This is a genomic window from Shewanella marisflavi, from assembly GCF_023283925.1.
GTDB lineage: Bacteria > Pseudomonadota > Gammaproteobacteria > Enterobacterales > Shewanellaceae > Shewanella > Shewanella marisflavi.
In genome coordinates, this window is record NZ_JAKIKX010000009.1 from 149448 (window position 1) to 168263 (window position 18816).

Below are 18816 nucleotides of genomic sequence, written 5' to 3' on the forward strand. Positions count from 1 at the left end.
CTATCCTGTTAGTGCGCTGAGGTGGCAAAAGTCGATGAATGTTCTTGCAGGTATTTCTGCACTAAGGCTTGGGTGTCTTGGTCCATGTTGACGAAGGCGATCATTCCCTGAAACATACCTGGCCAGGTATTAGCGTCGAAATGCGCTTCATCGGGCTGGGTGTGACAGACACTACAGCTGCTGGAGTAGGTTTCGCGGGCGTAGTCCCACAGTGGCTGAAGATCTTTGACCAGATAATCGCTATCTACCCAGATCTGCGCCTCGACCCGCTGCCAAGTTAGGCCGGTAAGGGGATCTTGTTGCTCTTCAAATACTTCCATCACGCCAGGCTCAAGTGCGGCATCTTTCGAGAGCTGGGCCGAGAGGATATTCATGCCGAAATCGAAGTAGATCACCCGGCCTGCGCCGATTTTTTTACGCCAGCCATCGATACCTATCTTGGCGCGTTGACCCTTGAGTTCGAGTACCTTCACCTTAGTGGCGATGTTGAGTGTGCCCGCCTCGACGTCGGTTTTCTCGTTGAAGAAGAGTGGCTTGGTTAGGGCGCTGAAGTAGCTTTCACCGAGTGTCAGGCTGCTCTCACCGGATCCCACCTGGGCGATAAGTTCAGGTGCGCGTGAGGTGCCCATGTCTGGCAGTTTGTGGGCGATCCCCTTGTGACAATCGATACAGCTTTGATCCAGTTCGGCGGCGCGTTTCATCTGCTTCTGGGCCAGCTTGGACATATCGTCCCACTTCATCGAGTCGTAGTTATGGCAGTTCTTACAGGCGAGGGAGTTATCGCGATCGAAACGTTTCCATTCGCGGCTCGCCATCTCCAGGCGCTTGGCCTCGAACTTCTCTTCTGTGTTAACGGTTTGCAGCAGCCAGCCCCACATGTCGTGTGATGCTTCTATCTTGCGTCCTATCTTACGGCTCCAGTTGTGGGGAACGTGACAGTCGGGGCAGGTGGCACGTACGCCGGAGTGATTCGACCAATGCACTGTGTTTTGCAGCTCCTGGTAGGGCTTACTCTCCATGCTGTGGCAGCTGATGCAGAAGGCTTCTGTGTTGGTTGCCTCCAGCGCGGTGTTGAAGCCGCCCCAGAAGATGATGCCCATCAGGAAGGCTGACAGGCTTATGGCACCTAGGGTAAGGGTTTTGGCGGGCTTATTGAGGGTACGCCAAAGGGTGATAAACCACTTCATAGCAAGATCCTTTCTCAAGTTGGTAATGGGTTAATGGGCGACGACGCCGCCAAAGGCCTGGATCATCCAGATAATGAAGCCATAGGCGCTAATGCCCGTGACGGTCAGCATCGGGAAGAGCAGCACTATGATGAAACCAAGGGCTTTGAGCTCTTTGGCCTTATCTTGCTTTGGTGTTTCGCTTATTGGGTGTGATGACATGACAGACTCTCTTAGTTGATCTTTGTCTATGCCTGCATGGTAGAGAAGGGATATGAATAGGGGTGATGCTGGGAATGAACCAAGAGTGACAAGTTATGAAAAAATATGAACAAAATTGAGTTGTAGCAGGGGGCGGGAATTTTTAGTTAGTTAACGTGCTGATATCGCTTGAAATATTGTTCATCTCCTGTGAGGGAGTTTCAGCTATAGTGGGTGCCATCACAGCCTTAAAAAGCATTAGCACCAAAGTTGAACAAAAGTTTGGCGAATTGTTAGCTCGCTCTAGTTTATCCGCCCTGCTTTGCTGTAGAATGCGCCGCCAACAAAGGCTGTGTTATAGGTAAGTATTTGCTTACCTGAAAAGGTCGGTATCTCCTCAGTTACCGATTTGCAGGTCACGTAAGGTACACCAATAAGTACTTAGTGGATCTCTCACCCATGGATATCTGTCCTGGGGCTCTAACTTGCCATAGCCTTCCAAATTAAGAGATCAAAAAAGGTAACTACTATGAAGTCTGAACAGACTCTCGCTACACCTGCTGTACCAGCAAGCTCCCTGCTTGACCGTTATTTCGCCATTACCGCCCGTGGTAGCACATTGCGCCAAGAGGTGATTGCCGGCTTAACTACCTTCCTTGCCATGGTCTATTCGGTGATCGTGGTGCCTAACATGTTGGGCGCGGCGGGTTTCGATCCCGGCGCCGTCTTCGTGGCCACCTGTCTGATTGCTTCCTTCGGCTCTCTCTTGATGGGGCTGTGGGCTAATCTGCCGATGGCGATTGGCTGCGCCATCTCACTGACCGCCTTTACCGCCTTTAGCATGGTGCTGGGTCAGGGGATCTCGATTCCCGTGACTCTGGGCGCCATCTTCCTTATGGGGGTGGTATTCACCCTGGTGAGCGTAACCGGTGTGCGTCAGTGGGTACTAACCAACCTACCTAAGGGGATCGCCCATGGTACAGGTATCGGTATCGGCCTGTTCCTGCTACTTATCGCCACCAACAGCGTGCACCTGATCGTGGCTAACGATGCAGGCCTGCCAGTAAAGCTTGGCGACATTCATAGCTTGCCTGTCATCGCCACTGTGATTGGCCTTGCAGCGACCATAGGCCTTGAGCGACGCGGTGTGCCAGGTGGTATCTTATTGGTGATCATCGCTCTGTCACTCTTTGGTCTAGTGTTTGACTCAAGCGTGACTTATCAAGGTTTCTTTGCCCTGCCAGATTTGATGTCTGACAAGTCGCTTATCGGTCAGCTGGATATCATGGGGGCGTTAAACCCTGTGGTACTGCCTATTGTGCTGGCGTTGGTGATGACGGCGATTTTTGATGCGACCGGCACCATCCGTGCTGTTGCCGGTCAGGCAGAGCTTTTGGATGAGAAAGACAATATTGTTGGCGGCGGTAAGGCGCTGACCTCTGATTCGGTGAGCAGCATCTTTGCGGGCGCCGTTGGCGGCGCGCCGGCGGCCGTGTATATCGAGTCGGCGGCGGGCACAGCCGCTGGTGGTAAGACGGGCCTGACGGCAACTATCGTCGGCGTACTCTTCCTGCTAATGGTGTTTCTGGCGCCACTAAGCTACCTGGTACCGGCTTATGCCACGGCGCCTGCGCTCATGTATGTGGGCCTGTTGATGCTGAGCAATGTTACTAAGCTGAATTTCGATGACAAGATAGATGCCATGGCCGGTCTAACCTGCGCCGTGTTTATCATCCTAAGTTGCAATATCGTCACCGGTATCATGCTGGGCTTTGTGACCTTAGTGATTGGCCGTCTGGCCAGCGGTGAGTGGCGCGCACTGAAGCCTGGTGTGTTAGCCATCACTATCGGTCTGGTGGTCTTCTATATGGGTGGCTGGGCGATTTAAGCTTATATCGAATCCGTGGCTATTGGTTTAGCCGCGACGCCGATAAGATAAACCCAGGTCAAATGACCTGGGTTTGTTGTTTAAGGTTTTCGATAAAGGCTTTTTAAAGAGGATTTTCACCAAGGGATTCGAGTAAGACATGTAATTCAGCCCTTGGTCGAGACAAACGAGCGCTATGGCCGCTCTGGGTTAACCTCATCCTGGCTGAAGGCGCGCAGCAGATCTTTCCAGGTGATGATGCCAACGATTTTGTTAAAGCTCAGTACCGGCAAGCAACCTATGTTATGGGCCAACATTAGCTGGCTGGCGGTTTTGATATCGGCCTCGGGCGCTATGGTGATGGGGTCGCGAGTCATGACCTGATGGGCGCGGCGTTGCAGGGTGTCGCTGTCACGCTCTGTCTCACCTATGCTGCCGATATGAGGGCTAAGAGTGCGTAAATAATCGCGCTCCGATAAGACGCCCTGCAAGATGTCGTTCTCGATAACCAAGAGGTGATGAAAGGGGGCGCTGTCAAAGATCTCTTTGACTATAGTGAGCCTGTCATCCATCTCTATGGTGACGACCCTGCTGCTCATGATCTCCGCTACCCGTATTGTCATCGCCAACTCCTAATGGGCTTAGGTTTTACTGAGTTTTGTATATATCTCAGAGACTTTGGTGAAATATCATCCTTGTTCAAGTTATAACAGATAAATGAATGTTCAACAAATGACCATCTAAATTTCACATAAATGTCATGGGCTTGCCTTCTAATGGCTGGGACTATCGCTACGCCTGAGGAATAGGATGAATTCTATGTCATTGGCTCCCCAATTAAGCCAGCCTAATTTGAATCAACATAAAGCGGTGCGTTACACCGGCGAACTGATTCGGCGGCGCTCTATCACCCCGGAAGATGCCGGTTGCCAGCAGTGGCTTGGCGCTAAATTGGCGGCACTGGGTTTTAAGGTATCCCATTATCAAGACCAAGGGGTGAGTAATCTGTTGGCCGAACTGGATGAGCGTCCGGCGCTGTTGGCATTGGCAGGTCATACGGATGTGGTGCCGCCTGGAGATCTGAGCCGTTGGCAGAGCCCGCCGTTTGCCGCTACTCTGGCGGGGGATCTGTTAATTGGGCGCGGCGCCGTGGACATGAAATCTGGGCTTGCCGTCATGTTGGCGGCGGTAGAAGATCATATCAATTGTCATGGAATGCCAAGGGCTAATTGGCAGTTTATCGTCACCAGTGACGAAGAGGGGGAGGCCGAGTTTGGTACCCGGGCTTTGGTGGAGCGTCTAGCGGCCCTAGGGCGTTTGCCCAAATACTGTGTGGTCGCTGAGCCCACCGCCGATAAGCGCGCCGGTGATGTGATTAAGATAGGTCGGCGCGGCGCCATCTCTGCACGCCTCAGTCTGAAGGGCAAACAGGGGCATGTGGCCTATCCGAAGAAGGCGATGAATGCCCTGCATATGGCGGCGCGGGTAATGCAGGCGCTTGAGGCCCTCAGTTGGGATGAGGGCAGCGACGATTTTCCCGGCACCAGCCTGCAGGTCACTCATGTGGACTCGGGTGAATTTACCGACAATATCGTCCCTGGAAGCTGCGAGATCTGCTTCAACATCCGCTATAGCTATCGTTACAGTCAAGGGGACATCATTGAGCGCATTCAGCGTTGCCTCGATGATCTGGCGCTGGGTGAGGATGCTATCTGCTTGCAGTGGGAGCGTGGCTGTCAGCCCTATCACACCCAGGAAAATGATGGCCAGAGCCTGATCGCCCAGGTGGAGTCGGCTATCTTTGAGGTAACTGCCAGCTTTCCGCGTCTCTCTACCTCTGGTGGTACCTCGGATGGGCGTTTCTTATCATCGCCTCAGACCCAGGTGATTGAGCTGGGGCTGCCCAATCACACCATACATCAGGTCAATGAGCGGGTGGAGATTGCTGAGATAGTGCGCCTGTATCAGATCTATCGCGCCTTGTTGAGGCGTTTCGATGATCATGGTTAGTCTCATATTTAGTCATAAAAAAGACGCCCATCGAGCGTCTTTTTTCACTATCTCTTAGCTAAAAATACTACTTGAGCAGGCTCTCTTCACCGCCAGTATTGAGCTCCGGCAGATGGCAGTCGATGTAGCGGGCACGTTTTTTGGCCTTAAGCTTATGGGTGTCAACCAGCACCAGGCCATCGATACAGTCGCCAAACTCGGGGTCGATACCAAAATCGAGGAAGCTCACACCTAAACCGTCGCACAGCTCGCCATATTGCTTGTACAGGGCTGGGACCGCCGCGCCCATGCTGGCCAGCGCCTGTTTGAGCAGCTTAAATTCCGTCTGATAGTCTTCGCCGGGAAAGAGGGCATCGAGCTGCTCATGCTGCTCTGGGGTAAAGCGGTAACGGCTGTTGGCATGGGCCAGTTCCTGCACCGGGCAAAAATGTGCCTGATAGAAATAGACCAGCATAGCCTTCGCCTGTTCGGGTAGGGCATCACTAATAGAGACAGGCCCAAACAGGTAGCGATAATCGGGATTTTTGGCGAGGAAGGCGCCTATGCCGAACCAGAGGTAGTCCAGGCTGCGCTTACCCCAGTATTTGGGCTGCACAAAGCTGCGTCCCAGTTCCAAGCCCTGTTCGAAGTAGGGGGCAAACTCGTCCCGATACTGAAACAGGGATTGACTGTAGAGGCCTTGATTCTCGCTTTGGTAGAGGTTCTTGGCGCTGGCAAAACGATAGGCGCCGACGATCTCCAGCACCTTGCGATCCCAAAGTACCAGGTGCAGGTAGTCGGCGTCATATCTGTCAGTATCTCGCCGCTTGCCGCTGCCTTCCCCCACGGCGCGAAAGGCGATTTCACGCAGCCTGCCTATCTCTCGCATGATGGGATTACTCTGCTTGTGGCGATAGAGATAGATGAGTTTCTCATCGTGAGTCTCGCCCAGCAGTTCACACTGAGACAGGGCTTCAATCAGATCGCTGCGCGACTCGGGATGGGCGATAGCATTCTGTGTCTTAAATAGCGGACTACGGTTCTTGCCGATGCGATAGAGATGGTTCTTGAGTAGCTTTACTTGGGTCTTGAGCGGGAAGTCGCTGCTGGCCACTATCTCCTTGGGGATCAGCTGACCGATACGTAGCGGCATGGTGCGTTTAGCCTGTTTAAACATCTCTTTCACCAGCAAGAGACTGGCCAAGGGCTTGTAGATCATCGAGGCGCCGTAGAAGGTGGCCGAGTTCTTGGCGTCGGCAAACATGGGCAGCAGCGGCGCCTGACAGGCCTTGGCAATCTTTAAAAAGCCGCTGTGCCAGTGCAGATCCCTGACGCCATTGGGGCGCAGACGCGAGACCTCGCCGGAAGGAAAGATAAGCAGGGCGCCTTCGCTCTTGAGATGGTGGTGGATGTTTTCCAGATGCTGTTTGGGGGTGCCGCCTGTCATATTACGCACAGGTAAAAGGATGGAATGTAGCGGCTCCAGCGTCATCAACAGCTCGTTGGCCACCACCTTGATATCCGGTCGCACCTTGCTGATCAGTTTGATCATCGCCAGGGCATCGAGCGAGCCGATTGGGTGGTTGGCATAGATCACCACCCGGCCTTCGCTGGGGATATTCTCCACCTCAGTGCTGGGCACACTATAGGTGAAGTTGAAGCTGGCCAGTACCTGCTCGATAAAATCGATTCCCTCGAGATAAGCAAACTCCTGGGTGATGGCATGACACTCCTTTTCCATCAAAAAGTAGCGCAGCAGTGCCTTGGTGGGTGGGGCCAGCCAGGGACTTTGGTTGATCTTAGGCAGGTTGGTGGCAACGACTTCATCTACGGTAAAAATCATCTTTTGCATGGGATGGCTCACTGTGTTTGGCGCGGAGGCTGTCGAAAAACAGCCTCTCCATAGCAGCAGAGTAAGAGGGGAGTTTGACTAAGGGATGAACAAATTATTGCAGCCTGATGACGGCTAGCGCACGATGAGACTGTCAGGCAGAGTGATGACAAAGGTACTGCCTTCACCTTGGCGAGAGGTGATGCTTATCTCCCCCTTGAGTACCTGAGTGACTATGTTGGAGACGATATTCATTCCTAAGCCACTGCCGCCTTTACCTCGTTTGGTGGTAAAGAAAGGTTGAAACACCTGGGCCTGGATCTCCTCTGACATGCCGCAGCCATCATCTTGATAGGTGATACGTATCCCATTCTCGCAGCGCTCCACCTCAAGGCTCAGTTGCCCCGCCTTGCCATCTGGATAGGCATGGATCACCGAGTTGTTAAACAGGTTACTGATGATCTGGTAGAAGGCTCCCGGTGTGCTGTTGATGATCAGTTTTTCAGGGCAGTGGTAATGATATTGATGCGGTGTACGCGACAACATAGGGTTGAGGGAGATAAAGATCTCTTCCAGATAGGCATGCAGGTCAAACTCGCGTACATCTTCATGGGATTGATCCACCGAGACCTGCTTAAAGCTGGCGATAAGCTTTGAGGCGCGCTCTAGGTTAGCCAGCACCAGTCGGCAGCATTCTGCCACCTCGGTTTGGTATTGCTCGAAGTCTTCTTCGGTGATCTCGCCTTTGCGATAGAGCTGGTCGAAGTGTTTGACGCTCTCCTGGAGGTGGGAGGCGGCGGTAACGCTGATCCCTATGGGGGTGTTGACCTCATGGGTAATACTGGCCACCAAGCCGCCAAGGGCCGCCATCTTCTCCTTGTCCATCAACTCGCCCTGGGTATGTTCCAGCTCATCGAGTGTGTGTTTTAACTCATCGTTACGCATCTGCAGCTCTAGGGTGCGTTCGATGACTCGCTGCTCAAGTTGTTGATTGAGTTCTCGCAGCGCATGTTCCGTCTCTTTCTGCTGTTGGATATTCTTAATGGTACCGGCCACCCTCAGGGGGCGGCCCTGTTCGTCGCGCTCGACTACCTGACCGCGATTGAGTACCCAGAGCCACTTCCCACTTGGTGCCAGACCGCGATAGGTGAGAGAGAACTTATCTATTTGATCGCTCAAGCACTCTTTTACTACTCGTGAAACTTTCCGAATATCATCAGGATGCACGCAGGTGGTGATAGTTGTTTTAAGTTCTCCATCCTGCTCGGGATACTGCAAAAAGGTGTTGGTACGGGTGGCGATCCCCTTGGGAATGTTCCAGTCCCAAAACTCATCACCGCTGCCCCAGAGTGCCAGTTGTAGTCGCTGCTCGCTCTGCGCCACCTCTTTTAGTAATAGTGCCTGTTGCTGATATTGAGACCACTTGCGAAAGAAGATGATGCTCACCAACATCAAAGTCAGCATGAAGTAGAAGGTGTAGGCGAAGGGGGATTGCCAGGGCGGCGGATCGAGCATGATCTTTAGCCGCCTGACAGGGCTGTATTGTTGATTGATATCTTTGGCCCGGATCTCGAATAGATAGTGGCCGGGATTGAGGCCGGTAAAGTAGGTGACCTGCTCTGGTGAGCTGGTGATCCAAGTATCATTTAACCCAAGCAGACGATATTCATAACTGAGCCGGGTAGCGTTGTGTAGATCTGGGCTGTGATAGTGCAAAGAGAAGATATCAGCCGTGTGGGCCAGGGTTAAAGCAGGTGGTAAACGGGGCGTTGAATGCATCATATCCGGCAGTGGGTGAGCCTGATCCAGCACAAACAGCTCGCTGATCACCGGCATAGTGGGCGGCTGACGGGAGGGGATCTGCGCCGGATTGAAATGGTTGAAACCATTGACGCCCCCGAGGTAGAGAGTGTTGTTACTGCCCAGCGCCGCGGCGCCAAAGTTAAACTCGTTGTCCTGAATACCATCGATATCTGTGTAGTTGGTGGTCTGCAGCGTGTCGGGGTCGAGTTGGGTTAGCCCTTTGGTGGTGCCCAGCCAAAGGTGACGGCGCTGATCGGCAAACAGCAGGTAGATGGTGTTGTCGATCAGGCCATCGGCCGCAGTCAACAGACGACTGCTGAAGTCTTGGGTGTTGAAACGTAACAGTCCCTCGTTGCTGGCGATCCACAGAATATGATTGTTATCGGCGACGATGGAGAAGAGGTGCTTCTTGGGAATAGGGTGGCTGGTATGCAGGGAGAAATGGGTGATTTCACCGTCTGCCGTCAGTCTAATCAGTCCGTCACGTGATGAGGTGAGCCAGTAATTCCCCTCGCTATCTTGCAGCATGTCTGTGATGGTGGTGATAGGCAAAGGAACGGTGACAAACCCCTTTGTTATCCCCTCATATTTGGCGACACCGCCATCGCTGCTGGTGACCCAAGGGATGCCCTGCTGGTCGAAATAGAGCGCGTACAGCTGATTGCTTGGCAAGCTGTTAGGGCTGTTGGCATCCGCTTGGTAATGTATGTAGCTCTGTTTGTCTGAGGTATAGATAAAGAGGCCATCTCCCCGAGTGCCGATCCAGAGTTGGCCGGAGGCATCCTCCTTGATGAAGCTGATAAAACTTCGCCCCAGAATGGGGTTTTGCGGGTGGAAGGGCACAAAGCCGCTGAGTTCTCCGGAGGGATTTTTTTGTCCTTGGTAAACGCCGTTGGCGGTACCGACCCATAGCGTACCTTGTTTATCTTCTAGCAGGCTGCGGATATCCACATTGAGCAGGTTGTTGTCACTGAAGCTAAAACCGTGAATATGGCCGAAATACTGGGCGTCTAAAAATGTTTTACTCATGCCGCCGCCCTTGCTACCGATCCACAGCTGTTGCTCGTTATCAATCCAGAGCGAGGTGATTACCGGGCTGTTGATACTGTAGCGGTTTTCGGCGGCCGAATTAAGCCTGTGGATCTCATTGCTGCTAGGGTTGTACCTTGCCAACCCTTGGGCGCGAAAGCCTATCCATAGGCTACCAAACTTATCTCGCTTAAGGGCGGCGATGGAAAAGCTGGGGCTAGCAGGTACGGCGCTGATCGCCTTGGTTTGATCATTGGTGATATCGAGTAAAAACAGTCCCCTGGTTTGGGTGCCTACCCAGAGTGTATTGCTCTTGCCCGCCTCGATGGCAGCAACCCCACGCAGCACCTCTTGGCCGTACGGAGTGACTTGCCATGCATTGTCTGTCTGTTTAAGGCTGGCCAGTCCATTGAGTGTGCCTATCCAAAGCCGCTCTTGAGGATCGCGATATAGGGTGTTGATGCGTCCACTCGGCAGGCCTAGGGTGTTTGTACTCTCCAGAGTCGCCAGCACTTTGTTGCTGGTCGGTGAAAAGTAAAGCAGGCGATTGTCTGCTGTGGCTATCCACAGATTGCCTTGGGCGTCTTCGTTAAGATCGATAATATCATCGGGCAATGGGCTGTTGTTGCTGTTAAAGGGCTCAAAGATTCCGCTCTTTTCATGGTATCTATTGATGCCGTCGTTGCGGGTGATCACCCATAGTGTGCTGCGGCTAAAATGTAGCTTTTTAATAAATCTCGCCGAAGGACCGAACTCATCGCCGCGGGTATCGAATATCTTAAAGTGTTTACCATCATAGCGGTTAAGCCCGGCCTGAGTTGCGATCCACAGATGTCCTTCTTTGTCATTGACGATATCTGTGATGGTGTTCATCGACAGCCCCTCTTTGGCGCCGAAAGAGTCAAATTGGGGCTGATAGCTGAAGGCTAGGCAACGGCTGCTGACTAAGCACAACAGGAAGAGAATGATTGCTCTCATTGAAGCGCGCCGAAATAGGTGTTTTTGCAATGCATTACTTGGCCCTTATGGTTAGCCTTTGTGTCCTTTGCTTGATCGCAGGTGTTACTGGTATATCCGCATAGCTTGACAAGATATGTCGCCGAATATCTCCGTCGAGAACATTCGATCAAATAGGCTGCTTATGAGTGTTTAAGTTTAGAAGTGTTTTGCGGAATTGCGAATTGAATGAATAAGATATTGTTGTGTGGCCGGCATAAAAAAGGGCAGCTTAAGCTGCCCTTGATGAGATGAAGTCTCTTTAGAAGATGAGGTGTGCGACACCTGCAATCACAGGTAGGGTGACCAAGGTTCTTAGGATAAAAATCACAAACAACTCTGCGATATTCACCGGTATCTTACTGCCAATCAGTAGGGCGCCCACTTCACTCATGTAGATCAACTGGGTGACTGACATGGCGGCGATAATGAAACGTGTCATATCTGACTCGATGGCGCTGGCAAGAATAGAGGGAATAAACATGTCAGCAAAGCCCACCACTATGGTTTTAGAGGCTTCAGTCGCTTCCGGTACCTGTAGTAGTTCGAGTAATGGGATGAAAGGCATGCCCAAGTAGTCGAAGATCGGCGTATATTCGGCGATCATCAAGGCTACTGTGCCTATGGCCATGACCACAGGGATCACACCAAAAATCATGTCGATGACATTTTTCAGGCCATCTTTAAAGGTATGTCCTATACCATTGGCCTTGGCTGCCTTAGCCAGTGCCTGCTCCAAGCCCCAGGCGAATACGCCTTTGCCCTGTGGGATCACCTCATCATCAGGATGGCGTGGTGTCTCGTCTATGTAGTGATCTTTTTTCCACGACAGCGGCGGTAGTTTAGGCACAATAATCGCGGCAACAATACCAGCTAGACACACAGTTAGGTAGAAGGGAACAAACAGGTGTTCCAGTTTAACTTGAGAGATCACCACCAGAGAGAAGGTAATAGAGACCGCCGAGAAGGTGGTACCTATGACCGCCGCTTCCCTTTGGGTATAGAAGCGAGACTCATATTGTTTGCTGGTCATTAGAATACCGACACTGCCATCACCCAACCAAGAGGCCATGCAATCGATGGCGCTGCGACCCGGGAGGTTAAACACGGGGCGCATGATTTTGGTGAGTAGGGTACCGAAGAGCTCAAGCAAGCCGAAGTTGAGCAGCAGCGGCAACAGCATACCGGCAAAGATAAAGACACAGAATAGGACGGGTAACAGGTCATTGAGCACCAAGGCCCCAGTATTACCTGAGTGAATCGCCTCCGGGCCAGTGCCGGTAAAAGTCAGTACGATAAAGATGGCACCTAATAGGCGAACTAATGTCCACATGGGACTGACATTAAGCAGTGCCTTAAAAAAGGGGTAACGTGTCAGTATCTTGGGATTAAAGAGTTTGCAGGCCAAAGTGGCAAGAGCCGTTACTACAACTATGATGGTGACGATCGCGGTTATGCTGTCACCTAATAGGTTTTGTAGCCCTTTAGATACGATGGCGATGGGAATCGTAATGGCATCTTGGTAGCTAATGGGAGTCATGAACAGTAACAGTCCGATAATAGATGGGACTAGAAACGTCAGCAGTGTTTTTATGTTATGGGTTTGTTTTTCAGCCACTTTATTTAGCCTATATTTTTGCTTCCCAACTTCGGGTAGCCATCTAATCTAATATCCGTTAATCAATACACTTTGAATATCCATTCAAGCGTAAGCGGGGAAGGTTACCCCCTAAGTCCAGTGATGTAAAACGATTATAATGCTTGGTAAGCCGTTTCACCTTTGCAGCATAGTTATTAGCACTTTATGACTATTTATATTGTACCTAAAAATGCGTCGGGTGCGCTAGGTGAAAAATAGTTAAATTCCTTTAAAAACAAAGTTATGCAGCTGTGCTTTGTGTGTTAACGCGGAGCGAGGTGGTTGGTGACGGTTTTTGAACCAGAACCTCTAGTATTAGTATGAGTGAATGTTGTTTGGATTTTATCCTGTGAGTGTTAGAAATATGCGCTAGACCTCGGCATAAATTTCTGATTCCATATATGGTTATGCAATGATGAATACAAAATATAAGGACCCTATGACTTCAAAAGAGCAGAAACTGTCTAAATTAGCATTTAGGTTTGGCTTGCTTGGACTCGTAGGACATCTCATTGGCTTGGTCGTCGCTGTGTTAGGCTTTAGCGACTATAGTGGCCAGGGGTTTAGTTTCTATAATTTTTCCTTGAGTGAGCTTGGCCAGTACGGTCATTCAGAGTTGGCCGTGGTGTTTAATGGTGGTCTGTTTTTCGGTAGTTTGAGTTTGACGCTCTTTGCCCTGTTTGCGCTGCAAAATAGTGATGGCCCCTGGGTACTAACCAGTTTCTTGCTTTTGGTTTTGTCACTGTTTGCGCTGACCTGCGTCGGTTTGTTTCCCATCAATGTCTACCATTTACACATACTGGGTATTGAGTACTTCTTCTATTTTTCTACCCTGTGTGTTGTCTTATATCTGGTTTATTTGCTACGTCATTGGCGCCGCCCAAAGCGTTTTGCCCTGCGTGGTAGCCTGGTGCTGAGCCTTTTGACTTTAGGGTTCTTGTCGAGTTTTATCTTGATGGCGCATAGCGATCAAGGTGTGGTTGCCAGCGGCATTTGGTTTTATCAAGATATGGTGATGGTAGAGCCCAGACCCGATATGCGCTGGCCTGTGATGGTGGAGTGGGGGGCGTTGCTCAGTTATATGCTCTGGTTGTTTTCATTGGTGTGGACTCAGAGAGAAACACGCCGAATCGCCTAAGTTTTCCCCGGCGCTTCGGCGTCTTGTTGTGAGTTACTCGCTCAGTGCCAGACCCGGTAGCTGATGCCAGTAGCCATTGCACTGCATATCCTGCTTGTCCGATTTTGTGGGTAAGGTTTCTGCCAAGGCGATGGATGCCATGGAAGAGGGCGAGATACGGAAATAATCGACTCCCATCGCTTGCATCTGGGATTGCTGGCCGCAGAGATCCATATAATTTGCCGATTGTGTCTGAATACCGTTCAATCGCAGCAGTGGCTGATCTTCCTGAGTTTGCACCAGTAGGCCTTCCGGGTTTTCGATACAGATGGTTTGGCACTTGTCTTTAGTCAGCCCTTTGTGGCGAGCGGTAAAGCAGCGTGCCGAGTGCGCCAGCGGCATGAAACCATGACCAAAGACTTCCACTTCAACGCTTCGCGGCGCGAGATCGTCAAGCACCTGAGTGAGCCATGCCTTTGATAACTCCAACGGCATGACGAATCGCTGCATGCCCCAACTGGCAAATTTCTTCAGTGTCGCGGCGTTATAGCTGTTGATGCTGGGACCGCAAACGAAGGGCAATCCCTGCTCTTTGGCAAGATAGATGGCACCGATATCGTTGGCCTCTATGGTAAATTCACCATTTTCTACCTGCTTCTTGAGTTCAGTAAATTCAGATTGAGCTTCAATTAGCGTCAAGGTGGAGAGCACCACCTCCTTACCTGAGTCCTTTAGCATCTTCGCCAAGGCCAGATAATCGCCGAACTTTAGCTCGCGGCGACGACTACAGACTGTCTCGCCCAAGTAGACGAGTGGGACATTGCTTTGCGCCACTGCTTGATAAAATTCGACCACCTTGTCTTTGGGCCAGCAATATTGAATCGGTCCTAATGAGGTTTTCATCTTGTTATCCTTTTATCTTTATTGCTCGCTGTTATTGCCAGGTACGTTCGTAAGCGCCGAGCGTAGTGACCTGCCCTTCGGAGACTTTTGCTAAGGCGTTATCCCATTGGGCCTGTGTGGTATAGGCCTGCGGGTCGTTTAAATAGGTATCGATTGCTTGACGCCACACGCGGGTGACCTGCTCGACATAGGCTGGGCTACGTTGACGTCCTTCAATCTTGAGCGAGACCACCCGCGCCTTGGCCAGCTCAGGGATTAGGCTGAGAGTGTTGAGACTGGTGGGTGATTCCAGCAGATGGGTCGCCTCTTTACTGTCGCTGGTGGTGTATCGCCCCTTGCAAACCACGGGGTAACCCATCTGTTCATCTTTACTCGATTGATCGATTAAAACATCGTTGAGCCGCGTCTGCTGGTTGTTACCCACCTCCTGCCAGCGCACATGCTTAGCCGGTGAGCAGGAGCCACCCGTGTTAGGGGATTGTCCCGTTACATAGGAGGAGAGATGACAACGTCCCTCGGCCATGATGCACAGGCTGCCAAAGGCGAAAACCTCCAGATCCACAGGGGTTACCTTGGCGAGATCTCTCACCTGCTTCATCGACAACACACGGGGGAGCACCACACGTTCGATATTGAACTCTTTTTTATAGAGGCTCAGGGCGCCTAAGTTGGTGGCACTGGCCTGCACCGATAAGTGCAAAGGCAGATGGGGGTAGCGGCTATGGGCATAATCAAGCAGGGAGAGATCAGCCATGATCAGCGCATCCACACCTGTGTTGACTGCCAGGTCAATCGCCTGGTACCAGCGCTGTTCTTCGCCAGGCTTGGGGAAGGTGTTGATGGTCAGGAAGATCTTCTTGCCCGCCTGTTGGGTGAGTTTAGCCGCTTGTGCTAATTTCTCTGGTGTAAAGTTAAGCCCAGCGAAGGAGCGGGCGTTAGTGTCATTCTTTAGCCCAAGATAGACGGCATCAGCACCGGCGTTTAAGGCGACTTTTAGTGAGGCAAGGTTACCCGCCGGACAAAGAAGTTCCATATGCTGTTCTCTCTTAAAAAGTGTGAAGTGTAAAAGGGAATGGCTGAACAATTCTTGATGTAAAACAGGTTTGTGATCATAAAATCTGGTTAAAATTGATTTCTGTATCACTTCCGATAGTTATTGTCGGGAATCGAGCAAAATATAGATCGAACTCATTATATCGGTCTTCAAATCGAGTAGGAGAACCTCAGTCATGCAGCGAAGTGTGTTGGCAAATATGGCCAAACATCTATTGCAATATGGGCCAAAAGTTATAGCCAAGCCTTTAAATTTAGTTCCATTTTCGATCAAGTCGCAGTTGTTGGAGCGGATATTGAATCTGCTGATGTCAGCCCAGATTAAAGATGGCGAACTGGATTTTTTGCATGATCGCTGGGTGAAGATCTCGGTAACCGATCTGGAGCTGAGCTTCGAGGTGAGCTTCGATGAGCGACTGATCGTCAGAGAGCGTGGTGAAGCCGAAGTGAGTTTCAGTGGTTGCAGTCAGGAGTTGCTGCTGATAGCTGCGGGTAAGGAAGATCCCGACACCCTGTTTTTCCAGCGCCGTCTGGCGATTGAGGGGGATACCGAGCTGGGGCTTGAGGTGAAAAATCTGTTGCTGAGCATAGAGTTCGATACCATGCCAGTGTTTATGCGCCAAAGCATCACTCAGGCCGCCGCCATGCTGACTCAGTTGCAGCGCCAAGCGAACATGCCATGGGCCTGAAATAGCCCATTAAGCTCACTCATCATGAGTCATCAAAAAGCGAAGCTAAGGCTTCGCTTTTTGTTTATCTATTTGGAGATTGTTAACGCTTGTTGGTCACTTAATCGATCGGCTTGCCGGTGATCAGGTGATACTTGACCAGGAGTTCATCCTGGGACTCCACATGGGCGGGGTCCGGGTCGATACAGTCGATGGGACAGACGGAGACGCAGGTCGGCTTGTCGTAGTGGCCGACGCATTCGGTGCACAGGTTAGGATCTATTTCATAGATCTCTTCCCCCATAGTGATCGCCTGGTTGGGACACTCAGGTTCACACATGTCACAGTTGATACAGCTGTCGTCGATCAGTAATGCCATTTTGTTTGTAACACCTTGTTTCTGTCTTTAATAACAATCGCTTACATATAGTTTGGATTGTTGTCGATACTTTACGTTAGGCCGTATAAGGGCCCTTGCTTCACTTTGATTTTCCATTTTCAGTAACACAAAATAGCAACACAAACTTGGCCGAGTTTAATGTGATTCTTCTAAATCCAAATGAAGAATATTGCTATCTTATTTAGTGGAGAAAATGGCTTGAAACCTATTGTATCACAGCGTTCGGATAGACCTAGCTTATCAGATTATAAATTAGCATTGGCCAAGTGGGAGTCACTTACACCACCTTACTCGGCTACACACATACAATCTTGTGTTACGGCGGCGAAAAAGATTCTGGCTTATGACGGAAAGCATAGACGCTCAAAGTATGAGAAACAGAGCTTTTTGCGCATTGACTTTAATAAGACTGGGAAGGTTACCTATTATACAAGCTATCCACCAGAGCTCGGTATCAGGAACAGAAAGCTGGGTTGTTTTCCTCAATTGCAACCTCAGGTGGCGAGAATCAAGGCTGTCGAGATCGCAAATGGAGTGCGAACAGATGACACAGTTCATAATGCGTTTGCCGTTTATTATGAAGATTTGAAGCGAAAGTGTGCCTCTGGAGTGTTAAAAGAACGTTCCGTTGAAACATATGATTGTAGATTGAAAAAGTTAAGGCTTTATTTTTCGTCAAAGACGATTTTCTCTGAGATCACGATAAGTGATTTCGAATCTGTCCTTCAGGAAATCATTGCTAACGAGTCTGCGAATTACGCAAATGAACTCTACGCCGAGCTTAGGAGAGTTTGGCGGTTTTGTTCCGGTAGATTTGCCGATGGTAATGATGTTGCCAAGCTTTGTGCGGACGATTATGTATCCTCTCGAGTAAAAAGACCCGGGCCATGTCGTTTATATACTGACTTGGATAGTATGAGCATTCTTTGGAATAAATTAGCCTTAACTTCGAGTCCGCATCAACGAAATGCCGTTAGATATATGATTATTACTGGGCTGAGACCTGTTAATGTGGCTTCGTTGAAGTGGGAGTGGATTAATGATGAATCTAATCCAACAAAAATATCTTATCCTGCAGGCGTTATGAAAAATAGTAAGCCTTTTACGCTTCCTGTAACACGCCAGATTAGGCAAATTCTGAAGGAACAAAAAAGCTGGAGAGATACCGTAGCCCCCAGCTGCAATCTTGAGTATGTTTTCCTTAAACCTAGTGAGCCTATGGATGGTTTTTCACAGCGTTCCCTAGATGCGCTAGTTAAAGATTATTTCCCCGTCGATGGGGTTTTGGGAAAACGGACTGAACATACCGTGAAAGGTCGTGACGGCGCATTTAATACGCTGTGTCGAAAGTTTGTTCGAAGTCACGTTAAGGCGATATTTAGGCAGCAGGGAGAGACTTTGCAGGAGGCGACAAATGTCGCGAAACTTTGTTTACACCACTCTGGAAATGTTGATGTGTAGTGGTCAACTAAAATTGGCCACGGTTTTGTATTCAAGCCAGTATCTTCGCTCTGACTCATTGGGTGTCAGCCCACCGTTATATTGATGTGGTCTCAGCTGACTGTAATACCCCGTCACATATCGCGAAATTTCACTCTTAGCCTCACCGATATCCCGATAGCCGGTCATCGGTATCCATTCTGTTTTTAAGCTTCTAAAGAAGCGCTCCATCGGGCTGTTGTCCCAGCAGTTTCCTCGTCGACTCATGCTCTGCTTAATCTGATAACGCCAGAGCTGTTGGCGGAAGCGGCGGCTGGTATAGTGGCTTCCTTGGTCACTATGGAACATTAGGTCTTTCGGCCTTCCTCGCGCCTCAAAGGCCATGGTTAGTGCCTTGCTTGTTAGCGCACTATCGGGCGAAAATGACATCGCCCACCCCACCGGTTTCCGTACAAACAAGTCCAGAACAACGGCAAGGTAAGCCCATCGTTTGCCTGTCCACACATAGGTCACACCGCCACACCACACTTGATTGGGAGCCGTCACGGCAAACTGGCGGTCAAGGAGGTTAGGGATGGCGACATGCTCCTTGTCTGCCTTCTAACGCCAGCAGTCGTCACCATATCAGCCAGGGTTCTGGCACCCGCTGACCCATTGCTGGCTTCATAAGCCTCCCGCACCAAGCTGTGCAGTTTTACCCGCTGCGAGTCAATG

14 protein-coding genes and 1 pseudogene are annotated in these 18816 nt (G+C 50.6%); 5 read left to right on the forward strand and 10 right to left on the reverse strand.

Going from position 1 to position 18816, the window contains the following annotated elements; translation table 11 throughout:
- Nucleotides 1-8 precede the first annotated feature (8 nt).
- Both torC and torE read right to left on the reverse strand, forming a co-directional pair.
- Nucleotides 9-1187 (reverse strand): pentaheme c-type cytochrome TorC, encoded by a 1179-nt coding sequence (gene torC / locus L2712_RS16360; protein ID WP_248978393.1) that lies wholly within the window; start codon nt 1185-1187, stop codon nt 9-11.
- 30 nt (nt 1188-1217) lie between these two features.
- The gene (gene torE / locus L2712_RS16365) at nt 1218-1388 is read right to left on the reverse strand and encodes a trimethylamine N-oxide reductase system protein TorE (RefSeq protein WP_081953740.1); all 171 of its coding nucleotides are present in this window, start codon (nt 1386-1388) and stop codon (nt 1218-1220) included.
- A 508-nt stretch (nt 1389-1896) separates the two neighbouring features.
- Here torE and L2712_RS16370 point away from each other — a divergent pair.
- A complete protein-coding gene (locus L2712_RS16370) occupies nt 1897-3255 on the forward strand; it encodes an NCS2 family permease (protein WP_248978394.1) in 1359 nt (452 codons plus the stop codon).
- Between the two features lie 173 nt (nt 3256-3428).
- On the opposite strand, the gene L2712_RS16375 is transcribed toward L2712_RS16370, so the two are convergent.
- Nucleotides 3429-3857: a CBS domain-containing protein gene (locus L2712_RS16375; protein WP_033537433.1), complete on the reverse strand. Its 429-nt coding sequence runs from the start codon at nt 3855-3857 to the stop codon at nt 3429-3431.
- Nucleotides 3858-4053: 196 nt separating this feature from the next.
- Here L2712_RS16375 and dapE point away from each other — a divergent pair, with 196 nt between their 5' ends.
- Entirely contained in the window at nt 4054-5244 is a 1191-nt protein-coding gene (dapE, locus tag L2712_RS16380; protein WP_248978395.1) for a succinyl-diaminopimelate desuccinylase, read from the forward strand.
- Between the two features lie 67 nt (nt 5245-5311).
- Here the strand turns inward: dapE and olsF are convergent, their stop codons facing one another.
- The 3 genes from olsF to L2712_RS16395 form a co-directional block, all read right to left on the reverse strand.
- Nucleotides 5312-7075, reverse strand: coding sequence for a bifunctional ornithine lipid synthase OlsF (olsF, locus tag L2712_RS16385; protein WP_487250779.1), 1764 nt, complete (start codon nt 7073-7075; stop codon nt 5312-5314).
- Between the two features lie 114 nt (nt 7076-7189).
- Nucleotides 7190-10864 carry a two-component regulator propeller domain-containing protein gene (locus L2712_RS16390; protein WP_248978396.1) on the reverse strand — a complete coding sequence of 1225 codons (3675 nt, stop codon included), beginning with the start codon at nt 10862-10864 and terminating at the stop codon, nt 7190-7192.
- Between the two features lie 280 nt (nt 10865-11144).
- Nucleotides 11145-12500, reverse strand: coding sequence for a YjiH family protein (locus L2712_RS16395; protein WP_033537436.1), 1356 nt, complete (start codon nt 12498-12500; stop codon nt 11145-11147).
- 460 nt (nt 12501-12960) lie between these two features.
- Between L2712_RS16395 and L2712_RS16400 the strand changes: the two genes are divergently transcribed.
- On the forward strand, nt 12961-13659 hold the full coding sequence (locus L2712_RS16400; RefSeq protein WP_248978397.1) for a DUF998 domain-containing protein: 699 nt from the start codon (nt 12961-12963) through the stop codon (nt 13657-13659).
- A gap of 33 nt (nt 13660-13692) precedes the next feature.
- Here L2712_RS16400 and L2712_RS16405 read toward each other — a convergent pair whose 3' ends face one another.
- Entirely contained in the window at nt 13693-14541 is an 849-nt protein-coding gene (locus tag L2712_RS16405) for a U32 family peptidase (RefSeq protein ID WP_248978398.1), read from the reverse strand.
- A 31-nt stretch (nt 14542-14572) separates the two neighbouring features.
- The gene (gene ubiU / locus L2712_RS16410; RefSeq protein WP_248978399.1) at nt 14573-15574 is read right to left on the reverse strand and encodes a ubiquinone anaerobic biosynthesis protein UbiU; all 1002 of its coding nucleotides are present in this window, start codon (nt 15572-15574) and stop codon (nt 14573-14575) included.
- 196 nt (nt 15575-15770) lie between these two features.
- Here ubiU and ubiT point away from each other — a divergent pair, with 196 nt between their 5' ends.
- Nucleotides 15771-16283, forward strand: a complete 513-nt coding sequence (gene ubiT, locus L2712_RS16415) for a ubiquinone anaerobic biosynthesis accessory factor UbiT (protein WP_248978400.1) — start codon at nt 15771-15773, stop codon at nt 16281-16283.
- A gap of 100 nt (nt 16284-16383) precedes the next feature.
- Here the strand turns inward: ubiT and L2712_RS16420 are convergent, their stop codons facing one another.
- Nucleotides 16384-16641: a YfhL family 4Fe-4S dicluster ferredoxin gene (locus tag L2712_RS16420; protein ID WP_011866582.1), complete on the reverse strand. Its 258-nt coding sequence runs from the start codon at nt 16639-16641 to the stop codon at nt 16384-16386.
- 180 nt (nt 16642-16821) lie between these two features.
- Between L2712_RS16420 and L2712_RS16425 the strand changes: the two genes are divergently transcribed.
- Nucleotides 16822-18123: a site-specific integrase gene (locus L2712_RS16425; protein ID WP_248978401.1), complete on the forward strand. Its 1302-nt coding sequence runs from the start codon at nt 16822-16824 to the stop codon at nt 18121-18123.
- Between the two features lie 3 nt (nt 18124-18126).
- Here L2712_RS16425 and L2712_RS16430 read toward each other — a convergent pair.
- Nucleotides 18127-18816 (reverse strand): annotated as a pseudogene (locus tag L2712_RS16430) (IS3 family transposase); the annotation flags it as partial.

What these genes read in the sequence shown, in the direction of transcription:
- dapE (WP_248978395.1), top strand. Translation starts at nt 4,054, where the DNA reads ATGTCATTGGCTCCCCAATTAAGCCAGCCTAATTTGAATCAACATAAA.
- torE (WP_081953740.1), bottom strand. Translation starts at nt 1,388, where the DNA reads ATGTCATCACACCCAATAAGCGAAACACCAAAGCAAGATAAGGCCAAA.
- ubiU (WP_248978399.1), bottom strand. Translation starts at nt 15,574, where the DNA reads ATGGAACTTCTTTGTCCGGCGGGTAACCTTGCCTCACTAAAAGTCGCC.
- L2712_RS16390 (WP_248978396.1), bottom strand. Translation starts at nt 10,864, where the DNA reads ATGAGAGCAATCATTCTCTTCCTGTTGTGCTTAGTCAGCAGCCGTTGC.
- L2712_RS16370 (WP_248978394.1), top strand. Translation starts at nt 1,897, where the DNA reads ATGAAGTCTGAACAGACTCTCGCTACACCTGCTGTACCAGCAAGCTCC.
- torC (WP_248978393.1), bottom strand. Translation starts at nt 1,187, where the DNA reads ATGAAGTGGTTTATCACCCTTTGGCGTACCCTCAATAAGCCCGCCAAA.
- L2712_RS16420 (WP_011866582.1), bottom strand. Translation starts at nt 16,641, where the DNA reads ATGGCATTACTGATCGACGACAGCTGTATCAACTGTGACATGTGTGAA.
- olsF (WP_487250779.1), bottom strand. Translation starts at nt 7,075, where the DNA reads ATGCAAAAGATGATTTTTACCGTAGATGAAGTCGTTGCCACCAACCTG.
- L2712_RS16425 (WP_248978401.1), top strand. Translation starts at nt 16,822, where the DNA reads ATGAAGAATATTGCTATCTTATTTAGTGGAGAAAATGGCTTGAAACCT.
- L2712_RS16405 (WP_248978398.1), bottom strand. Translation starts at nt 14,541, where the DNA reads ATGAAAACCTCATTAGGACCGATTCAATATTGCTGGCCCAAAGACAAG.
- L2712_RS16400 (WP_248978397.1), top strand. Translation starts at nt 12,961, where the DNA reads ATGACTTCAAAAGAGCAGAAACTGTCTAAATTAGCATTTAGGTTTGGC.
- L2712_RS16375 (WP_033537433.1), bottom strand. Translation starts at nt 3,857, where the DNA reads ATGACAATACGGGTAGCGGAGATCATGAGCAGCAGGGTCGTCACCATA.
- ubiT (WP_248978400.1), top strand. Translation starts at nt 15,771, where the DNA reads ATGCAGCGAAGTGTGTTGGCAAATATGGCCAAACATCTATTGCAATAT.